The following is an 8,611-nucleotide window of genomic DNA, read 5'->3' on the forward strand; positions in this document are numbered from 1 at the left end:
CCCTCACCGTGCTCGTCGACGTCGWCGAGGCCGCCGCCGCCCGTTCCGGCGAGGCGCTGCTCGTCGTCCCGTACGGCGAGCGGATCGTGCTGCTCACCGTGGACGGCGGCGCGGGCGCGCGGGCCTGCGCGGAGTACGCGGCGGCGCTGGAGGCCGGGCGCGCCACCGGGCGCGAGGCGACGGCGTCCGGCGAGGAGGCCGAGCTGGTGATGGGGCTCTCCGCGCCCGCCGGGCCGATCGCCGCCGCCACCGCGTACAAACAGGCCGAGCAGGCGCTCTCGGTGGCCCGGCGCCGGGGCCGCGCCCTGGTCGAGCACGAGGAGCTGGCCGCCGGTTCGGTGCTGCCGCTGCTCGCGGACGACGCGGTGCGGGCCTTCGCGGACGGGCTGCTGCGCGCGCTGCACGACCACGACGCCACGGGCCGCGGTGACCTCGTCGCCTCGCTGCGGGCCTGGCTCTCCCGGCACGGCCAGTGGGACGCGGCGGCGGCCGACCTCGGCGTCCACCGGCACACCCTGCGGTACCGCATGCGCAGGGTCGAGGAGATCCTCGGCCGCTCGCTGGACGACCCGGACGTCCGCATGGAGCTGTGGCTGTCCCTGAAGGCGACGTCGACGGCGACGGACTGACGGCGACGGACTGAGGGTGACGGACTGACGGCGACGGACTGACGGTGACGGACCGGGGCGGCGCCCCGCCCGGCCGCCCGGCAGGCCCCGCACCCCGCCCGCCAGTACAAACCGGCGCGCGGCCGGAGGCCACTACTCCGCCCCGGATAAACGCCAGGTGAGACGCCTGCCCCTACGGTGAGGGACGTACCCCAAGACACACCTCCGCGGAAGGGCCGGGAAAGCACATGACTTCCATCCACGCCTTCTGGCTCGCCGGTCGCCAGACCACCGGTGAGACCACTCTCGACGTCCACTCGCCCTGGGACGGGCGGCTCGTCGCCAAGGCGGCGGTCCCGACCGACGCCCAGGTCGAGGAGGCCGTGGCCGCCGCGTACGCCGTGCGCGACGAGTTCGCCGCGACCCCGGCCCACGCCCGCGCCGCGGCCCTCGCCCACGTCTCGGACCGCCTGGTCGAGCGCACGGAGGAGATCGCTCAGCTCATCTCCGCCGAGAACGGCAAGCCGATCAAGTGGGCCCGCGGCGAGGTCGGCCGCGCGGTCTCGGTCTTCCGGTTCGCCGCGGAGGAGGCCCGCCGCTTCAACGGCGGCGAGGCCCAGCGCCTGGACACCGACGCGGGCGGCCAGGGGCGGCTCGCGCTGACCCGCCGCTTCCCCAAGGGCGTCGTCCTCGGCATCGCGCCGTTCAACTTCCCGCTGAACCTCTGCGCGCACAAGATCGCCCCGGCCATCGCCGTCGGCGCGCCGATCATCCTCAAGCCCGCCCCCGCGACGCCGCTCTCCGGTCTGATCCTCGGCGAGCTGCTCGCCGAGACGGAGCTGCCCGCCGGGTCCTGGTCGGTGCTGCCGGTCGGCAACGACAAGATGCCCGCCCTGGTCCAGGACGAGCGCCTGCCCGTCGTCTCCTTCACGGGCTCCGAGAAGGTCGGCTACGCGATCATGGACTCGGTGCCGCGCAAGCACTGCACGCTGGAGCTCGGCGGCAACGGCGCGGCCGTGGTCCTCGACGACTACTCCTCCGACGAGGACCTGGACTGGGCCGCCTCGCGCATCGCGACGTTCTCCAACTACCAGGGCGGCCAGTCCTGCATCTCCGTGCAGCGGGTCATCGCCGACGCGTCCGTCTACGACCGGCTCGTGCCGCGGGTCGTCGCCGCCGTCGAGGCGCAGGTCACCGGCGACCCCTCCGACCCCAGGACCGATGTCGGCCCGCTGGTCAGCGAGGACGCCGCCAAGCGCGTGGAGTCCTGGGTCGACGAGGCCGTCGGGGCCGGGGCGCGGCTGCTGACCGGCGGCAAGCGCGACGGCGCCGCGTACGCGCCGACCGTGCTCGCCGACGTACCCGCCGATGCCACGATCGCCTGCGAGGAGGTCTTCGGACCCGTCCTCACCCTCCGCAAGGTGGACGGCGAGGCGGAGGCGTTCGCCGCCGTCAACGACTCCAAGTACGGCCTCCAGGCGGGCGTGTTCACCCACGACCTCCAGCGGGCCTTCCGCGCGCACCGGGCCCTTGAGGTCGGCGGCGTCGTCATCGGCGACGCCCCGTCCTACCGCGCCGACCAGATGCCGTACGGCGGCGTGAAGCAGTCCGGCGTCGGCCGCGAGGGCGTCCGCTTCGCGATGGACGACTACACCTACGAGCGCGTCATGGTGCTTACGGGCCTCGCCCTCTGACCCTCGGAAAAGACCAACGGCCGGAGCCCACTGTGCGGGGGCTCCGGCCGTTCTCGTCGCCGTTCCCGTTGCCCCGAAGGCTGCACGAGGACTGGTGGGACCCGGACGAATCGGGTAACAACGATCCAGTAGCACCAGTCGGTAACCCACTTTCGCGGCGAGGTGAGCTCCTCATGTCCGCACCATCCGCAAAGCCGTCCGTGAGCGAACGCGAGGCCCGGCAGGTCGCCGAGGCCGCACGCGAGCAGGACTGGCGCAAACCCAGCTTCGCCAAGGAACTCTTCCTCGGCCGCTTCCGGCTCGACCTGATCCACCCGCACCCGATGCCGCCGGACGAGGACGCCCGGCGCGGCGAGGAGTTCCTCGCCAAGCTGCGCGACTTCTGCGAGACGGAGATCGACGGGGCCCGCATCGAACGCGAGGCGCGCATCCCCGACGAGGTCGTCAACGGCCTCAAGGAACTCGGCGCCCTCGGCATGAAGATCGACACGAAGTACGGCGGGCTCGGCCTCACCCAGGTCTACTACAACAAGGCCCTCGCGCTGGTCGGCTCCGCGAACCCCGCCATCGGCGCGCTGCTCTCCGCGCATCAGTCGATCGGCGTACCGCAGCCGCTGAAGATCTTCGGCACCCAGGAGCAGAAGGACGCCTTCCTGCCGCGCTGCGCCCGTACCGACATCACCGCCTTCCTGCTCACCGAGCCCGACGTCGGCTCCGACCCGGCACGCCTGGCCACCACCGCCGTCCCCGACGGCGACGACTACGTCCTGGACGGCGTGAAGCTCTGGACCACCAACGGCGTCGTCGCCGACCTGCTCGTCGTGATGGCCCGGGTCCCGAAGTCCGAGGGCCACAAGGGCGGCATCACGGCCTTCGTCGTCGAGGCGGCCTCCGACGGCGTCACCGTGGAGAACCGCAACGCCTTCATGGGCCTGCGCGGCCTGGAGAACGGCGTGACCCGCTTCCACCAGGTACGGGTCCCCGCCGCGAACCGCATCGGACCCGAGGGCGCGGGCCTGAAGATCGCCCTGACCACGCTCAACACCGGACGGCTCTCGCTGCCCGCCATGTGCGTCGGCGCGGGCAAGTGGTGCCTGAAGATCGCCCGCGAGTGGTCCGCGGCCCGTGAGCAGTGGGGCAAGCCCGTCGCGTTCCACGAGGCGGTCGGCGCCAAGATCTCCTTCATCGCGGCGACCACCTTCGCGCTCGAAGCGGTGCTCGACCTCTCCTCGCAGATGGCCGACGAGGACCGCAACGACATCCGTATCGAGGCCGCCCTCGCCAAGCTGTACGGCTCGGAGATGGCCTGCCTGATGGCCGACGAGCTGGTCCAGATCCGCGGCGGCCGCGGCTTCGAGACCGCCGAGTCCCTCGGGGCCCGCGGCGAGCGCGCCGTCCCGGCCGAGCAGATCCTGCGCGACCTGCGCATCAACCGCATCTTCGAGGGCTCCACGGAGATCATGCACCTGCTGATCGCCCGCGAGGCCGTCGACGCCCATCTGAAGGTCGCGGGCGACCTCATCGACCCCGACAAGACGCTCACCGACAAGGCGCGGGCGGGCGCACGGGCGGGCGGCTTCTACGCCCGCTGGCTGCCGAAACTGGTGGCGGGACCCGGGCAGCTCCCGCGCAGCTACGCGGAGTTCCACCCCGAGGGGCACGTGGACCTCTCCGGCCATCTGCGCTACGTGGAACGCGGCGCCCGCAAGCTGGCCCGCTCCACCTTCTACGCCATGTCGCGCTGGCAGGGGAAGATGGAGACCAAGCAGGGCTTCCTCGGCCGTGTCGTCGACATCGGCGCCGAACTGTTCGCGATGAGCGCGGCCTGCGTACGCGCGGAACTGCTGCGCACCACCGAGGACCACGGCCGCGAGGCGTACCAGCTCGCCGACGCCTTCTGCCGGCAGTCCCGCATCCGCGTCGAGGAGCTCTTCGACCGGCTGTGGACCAACACCGACGACCTGGACCGCAAGGTGGTCAAGGGCGTGCTCTCCGGGACCTACGCCTGGCTCGAAGCGGGCGTCGTCGACCCCTCCGGGGACGGCCCGTGGATCGCCGAGGCCGCCCCAGGACCCTCCAAACGCGACAACGTCCACCGCCCGATCCGCTGAACGGACCCACGCCCGCACACCGGATCAGGACCGCACGAACGCGCCACGTGCGCCACATCGGGGCCCGCGCTGTACGGCCGGAGCCGTCTTGCGGCCACAATGGGGGGATGAGCGACAGCCCATCCCCCCTCGCGGACCCGCATCTCGTCTTCGACCCCGTCTCCGGCGAAGACCCCCGGGACATCGTCATCCTCGGCTCCACGGGTTCGATCGGCACCCAGGCCATCGACCTCGTGCTGCGCAACCCCGACCGCTTCCGCGTCACCGCGCTCTCGGCGGCGGGCGGCCGGGTCGGCCTCCTCGCCGAGCAGGCGCGGCGGCTGCGGGTCAAGACCGTCGCGGTGGCCCGCGAGGACGTCCTGCCCGCGCTGCGCGAGGCGCTGCGGGCGGAGTACGGGGCGGGGGAGCCGCTCCCCGAGATCCTGGCCGGTCCCGACGCCGCCACGCAGGTCGCGGCCTCCGACTGCCACACGGTCCTCAACGGCATCACCGGCTCCATCGGCCTCGCGCCGACGCTGGCCGCCCTGGAGGCGGGCCGCACCCTGGCGCTCGCCAACAAGGAGTCCCTGATCGTCGGCGGCCCGCTGGTCAAGGCGGTCGCCAAGCCCGGCCAGATCATCCCGGTCGACTCCGAGCACGCGGCCCTCTTCCAGGCGCTCGCCGCGGGCACCCGGGCGGACGTACGAAGACTGGTCGTCACCGCTTCCGGCGGCCCCTTCCGCGGACGTACCAAGGCCGATCTCGCGCACGTGACCCCGAAGGACGCGCTCGCGCACCCCACCTGGGCCATGGGCCCGGTCATCACCGTCAACTCCGCGACGCTGGTCAACAAGGGCCTTGAGGTCATCGAGGCACACCTCCTGTACGACATCCCCTTCGACCGCATCGAGGTCGTCGTCCACCCCCAGTCGTACGTCCACTCCATGGTGGAGTTCACCGACGGCTCGACCCTCGCCCAGGCCACCCCGCCCGACATGAGCGGCCCCATCGCCATTGGCATCGGCTGGCCCGAGCGGGTGCCCGACGCGGCGCCCGCCTTCGACTGGACGAAGGCGTCGAGCTGGGAGTTCCACCCCCTGGACAACGACGCGTTCCCGTCGGTCGGGCTCGCCCGGCGGGTGGGGGAACTCGCGGGCACGGCTCCCGCGGTGTTCAATGCGGCCAACGAGGAGTGCGTCGACGCCTTCCTGAAGGGCGCGCTGCCCTTCAACGGCATCATGGAGACGGTGACGAGGACCGTGGAGGAACACGTCCCCGCCGCCACGCGGGGAACTGCCCTGACCGTCGCGGACGTCCTCGAAGCGGAGACCTGGGCGCGTGCCCGGGCCCGCGAACTGGCAGCGAAGACGACCGCGGAGGCCCGTGCATGACGACACTGATGATGATCCTCGGGATAGTCGTCTTCGTGATCGGGCTGCTCTTCTCGATCGCCTGGCACGAGCTGGGCCACCTGTCGACCGCCAAGATGTTCGGCATCCGCGTGCCGCAGTACATGGTCGGCTTCGGCCCGACCCTCTTCTCCAGGAAGAAGGGCGACACCGAGTACGGCGTCAAGGCCATCCCGCTCGGCGGCTACATCCGCATGATCGGCATGTTCCCGCCGGGTCCGGACGGCCGCATAGAGGCACGGTCGACGTCTCCCTGGCGCGGCATGATCGAGGACGCCCGCTCCGCCGCCTTCGAGGAGCTCAAGCCGGGCGACGAGACCCGCCTCTTCTACACGCGCAAGCCCTGGAAGCGCGTGATCGTGATGTTCGCGGGCCCCTTCATGAACCTGATCCTCGCCGTGGTGATCTTCCTCGGCGTGATGATGACGTTCGGCATCAGCTCCCAGACGACCCAGGTCGGCAAGGTCTCCGACTGCGTCATCCAGCAGAGCGAGAACCGCGCGAAGTGCGAGAAGGGCGACAAGGCGGCCCCCGCCAAGGCCGCCGGCCTCAAGGCGGGCGACAAGATCGTCGCCTTCCAGGGCAAGCCCGTCGACGACTGGTCCACGCTCCAGTCGAGGATCCGCGAGACCATCGGCCCGGCCACGATCACGGTCGAGCGCGAGGGCGAGACCAAGGTCCTGCACGCCGACCTGATCCGCAACCAGGTCACCAAGACCGACGGCGACGGCGCCTACGTGGAGGGCAAGTACGTCTACGCGGGCTTCCTCGGCTTCACCCCCGCCACCGGCATCGTCCAGCAGTCCTTCGGCGACTCCGTGAGCCGCATGGGCGACATGATGGAGAACGGCGTCGAGTCGATCATCGCCCTGCCCTCCAAGATCCCCGACCTGTGGAACGCGGCCTTCGGCGAGGGCGAGCGCAAGCAGGACTCCCCGATGGGCGTCGTGGGCGCGGCCCGCGTCGGCGGCGAGGTGTTCACGCTCGACATCCCGCCGGAGAACCAGATCGCGATGATGCTGTTCCTGGTGGCGGGCTTCAACCTCTCGCTCTTCCTCTTCAACATGCTGCCGCTGCTCCCGCTCGACGGCGGCCACATCGCCGGGGCCCTGTGGGAGTCCGTGCGCCGCAACGCGGCCAAGGTCCTGCGCCGTCCCGACCCGGGCCCCTTCGACGTGGCGAAGCTCATGCCGGTCGCCTACGTGGTGGCGGGCATCTTCATCTGCTTCACGATCCTGGTGCTCATCGCGGACGTGGTGAATCCGGTTCGCATCTCCTGAGGTCACGGATGTTCCGGGCGTCCGCGGGGCGCCGGAACGTCCGGGTTACGAGAAGTTTGCGGCGGCCCGGCGCACTATGTGTCGGGCCGCTCACTATTGAGTGGACTTCCCGACGGGGTGTGCCCGGGCCCGGCGGGTTGCCGTAATCTCGAAGCCTGGAGCCCGCCGATCTCGGGACCTTGATCCACACCTTGGGGATGCACGCCAGATGACTGCCGTTTCGCTCGGAATCCCGTCCGTTCCGACCAAGCTCGCCGACCGAAGGGTCAGCCGCAAGATCCAGGTCGGCACGGTGGCCGTGGGCGGGGACGCCCCGGTGTCGGTGCAGTCGATGACGACGACGCGGACGTCGGACATCGGCGCGACCCTTCAGCAGATCGCGGAGCTGACCGCCTCGGGCTGCCAGATCGTACGAGTGGCCTGTCCGACCCAGGACGACGCGGACGCGCTGGCCACGATCGCCCGCAAGTCGCAGATCCCGGTGATCGCGGACATCCACTTCCAGCCGAAGTACGTCTTCGCGGCGATCGACGCGGGCTGCGCGGCGGTGCGGGTGAACCCGGGGAACATCAAGCAGTTCGACGACAAGGTCAAGGAGATCGCGCTGGCCGCGAAGGACGCGGGCACGCCGATCCGCATCGGCGTCAACGCGGGCTCGCTGGACGCGCGTCTCCTGAAGAAGTACGGCAAGGCGACGCCGGAAGCGCTCGTGGAGTCGGCGCTCTGGGAGGCGTCGCTCTTCGAGGAGCACGGCTTCCAGGACATCAAGATCTCGGTCAAGCACAACGACCCGGTGGTCATGGTCAACGCCTACCGCCAGCTCGCCGCCGCCTGTGACTACCCCCTGCACCTCGGTGTGACCGAGGCGGGCCCCGCCTTCCAGGGCACGATCAAGTCGGCCGTCGCCTTCGGCGCCCTGCTCAGCGAGGGCATCGGCGACACGATCCGCGTCTCGCTGTCGGCCCCGCCGGCCGAGGAGATCAAGGTCGGCATCCAGATCCTGGAGTCCCTGAACCTGCGCCAGCGCCGCCTGGAGATCGTCTCCTGCCCCTCGTGCGGGCGGGCCCAGGTGGACGTCTACAAGCTGGCCGAGGAGGTCACGGCGGGCCTTGAGGGCATGGAGGTCCCGCTGCGCGTCGCGGTCATGGGCTGCGTGGTGAACGGACCCGGCGAGGCCCGCGAGGCGGACCTCGGCGTGGCCTCGGGTAACGGCAAGGGCCAGATCTTCGTCAAGGGCGAGGTGATCAAGACCGTCCCGGAGTCGAAGATCGTGGAGACCCTGATCGACGAGGCCATGAAGATCGCGGAGCAGATGGAGAAGGACGGGGTGGCCTCCGGCGAGCCGACGATCTCGGTGGCGGGCTGAGTTTTCGCCTGCGCTGTGCTTGGGCGGTCCTTGGCCTGCCCGGCGCGTCTCCGGTGCGGCCGGTTGGGCCCCGGGCAGGGACCTTTTCCCCCGCGCGCGCCCGCTGGCGGTGGCGGGCGGTGTTCGGTCCATTGGCTTGCCCGGTGGGTCTCCGGTGCGGCCGG

Annotated in this window: 6 protein-coding genes; all 6 read left to right on the forward strand. The window is 71.1% G+C overall.

The annotated features are described in order from the left end of the window. A partial coding sequence (locus AB8Z36_RS22025) for a PucR family transcriptional regulator (RefSeq protein ID WP_369215082.1) occupies positions 1–629 on the forward strand: 629 nt, incomplete at its 5' end. A gap of 227 nt (positions 630–856) precedes the next feature. Beyond that, the gene (locus AB8Z36_RS22030; protein ID WP_369215083.1) at positions 857–2,302 is read left to right on the forward strand and encodes an aldehyde dehydrogenase family protein; all 1,446 of its coding nucleotides are present in this window, start codon (positions 857–859) and stop codon (positions 2,300–2,302) included. 173 nt (positions 2,303–2,475) lie between these two features. Next, positions 2,476–4,413 carry an acyl-CoA dehydrogenase family protein gene (locus tag AB8Z36_RS22035; protein WP_369215084.1) on the forward strand — a complete coding sequence of 646 codons (1,938 nt, stop codon included), beginning with the start codon at positions 2,476–2,478 and terminating at the stop codon, positions 4,411–4,413. Between the two features lie 107 nt (positions 4,414–4,520). Next, entirely contained in the window at positions 4,521–5,783 is a 1,263-nt protein-coding gene (gene dxr, locus AB8Z36_RS22040) for a 1-deoxy-D-xylulose-5-phosphate reductoisomerase (RefSeq protein WP_369215085.1), read from the forward strand. Next, a complete protein-coding gene (locus tag AB8Z36_RS22045) occupies positions 5,780–7,081 on the forward strand; it encodes a M50 family metallopeptidase (protein ID WP_369215086.1) in 1,302 nt (433 codons plus the stop codon). The genes dxr and AB8Z36_RS22045 overlap by 4 nt, the downstream gene beginning before the upstream one ends. Before the next feature lie 208 nt (positions 7,082–7,289). Continuing rightward, positions 7,290–8,447, forward strand: a complete 1,158-nt coding sequence (ispG, locus tag AB8Z36_RS22050) for a flavodoxin-dependent (E)-4-hydroxy-3-methylbut-2-enyl-diphosphate synthase (protein WP_369215087.1) — start codon at positions 7,290–7,292, stop codon at positions 8,445–8,447. Positions 8,448–8,611 lie beyond the last annotated feature (164 nt).

Source organism: Streptomyces flavofungini (assembly GCF_041028215.1).
In the GTDB taxonomy this organism is placed as follows: domain Bacteria; phylum Actinomycetota; class Actinomycetes; order Streptomycetales; family Streptomycetaceae; genus Streptomyces; species Streptomyces flavofungini_B.